This window comes from Bacillus sp. GMs2/2 (genome assembly GCF_050172095.1).
In the GTDB taxonomy this organism is placed as follows: domain Bacteria; phylum Bacillota; class Bacilli; order Bacillales; family Bacillaceae_G; genus Bacillus_A; species Bacillus_A cereus.
Genome location: NZ_JBNLYE010000686.1, coordinates 1 through 1300, shown reverse-complemented (window position 1 = coordinate 1300; position 1300 = coordinate 1). Strand labels below are relative to the sequence as shown.

Here is a 1300-nt window from a genome sequence, read left to right as displayed (position 1 = left end):
TATCGAAATACATCTATTACAAATTCCCTTTAACGTTTTCAACAATCTCATTTATCGTATTCCGATCAAACTTATCACTAATTTCATATGACTCACGATCTCCTACGAATTGCACGCCTACGATATCATTGCGATCCTTACCGTATTGCACTTCAATAATAGATCCTCGCTCTATTTGTTTCCAAATGAGACCTGCTTCATCTTTATTATCTAAAATAATGCAGTCTTCAATATTTTCATCAATCCCAATTAATTTATTATCATCCATATATCCAATCTCGTATTGTTGCCGTTCTTTCGCTTTGCCACTTACTAATATACCTTTGCTACCATATGAGTAATCCATATAGTCCTTTTTCTCCGTTTGTACCACTTTCGGCTTTTGTGCTTCAGTTTTTTCAGCAGTCCCACAACCTGTAATAAGACTGATTGGGATAACCACTATTAATACGAATCTAGTAAATTTCTTTATCATTTGTAACCAACCTCATATATTTAATGCAAAACTCCATTTATTACTCTATTAAAGAATAACATGATATTAAGTAAACAGAACGAAAGATAACATATTCTTTACATACTCGCACTTTAATGAAGGACTAGGCCATTTAAACCTAGTCCTACATAACTTTAACTTTGCTTCACATACTTAATTGTATGAAATGACGTCTCATTAAATAATTGCAAGTTTTCCCCATCATAATCTTGAACTTTATATGCTATTTTCTTTTTTTGAATTGTATCTTCTACACCGTCTACTAAACGTTTATTGAGATGTAAATAGATTGTAAAAGCTTCCTTATCATATTCCCAAGTGCCTTCAATATAATTCTTTTTATTTGGATACTCACCTTTACCATACGTTTCAAATGTCTTATCACCTTTTAGAATAAGTGACATAATGAAACCGTCTGTTCCTTTGAATCCCCAATTACCGATTAATTCCGTACCATCTTTCACATTCTTCATAACGTTATCCGTATTAATTCCAGCTTTCTTATCTAACTCTTTCAAATCTTTCACAGATACTGTACCGTCACCGATTTTAATATCCCCTTCAAGATCTTTGAATGCCTTAAGCCAGTAAATATCTCCTTCTTTCACTAACTTTTCGGATTTCTCCATTAACTCTCTATCAGTCTTATCGCCTTTTTCTCTTTTTTCTTTTCGGGTGAATACTTCATTTATTAAAGAAAAAGACTCTCTAAAATAACCAATTGCTTTTTCAAAATCCTTTTGTTGATTTACATACTCTGTAGGGGGATCTATTGACTCAAATTTATCTAACACTTTATTTAAT

General features: G+C 32.0%; 2 protein-coding genes. Both read right to left on the bottom strand.

All coding sequences use genetic code 11. The features are described from left to right. Positions 1-16: 16 nt before the first annotated feature. Positions 17-475 (bottom strand): hypothetical protein, encoded by a 459-nt coding sequence (locus ACQGS6_RS28695; protein WP_000591626.1) that lies wholly within the window; start codon positions 473-475, stop codon positions 17-19. A 155-nt stretch (positions 476-630) separates the two neighbouring features. Beyond that, positions 631-1300, bottom strand: a 670-nt coding sequence (locus tag ACQGS6_RS28690; protein ID WP_426966042.1) for a DUF3994 domain-containing protein, incomplete at its 5' end; no start/stop codon positions are given.

Excerpts from the sequence above, each read along its gene's own strand:
- ACQGS6_RS28695 (WP_000591626.1), bottom strand. The coding sequence starts at position 475 with ATGATAAAGAAATTTACTAGATTCGTATTAATAGTGGTTATCCCAATC.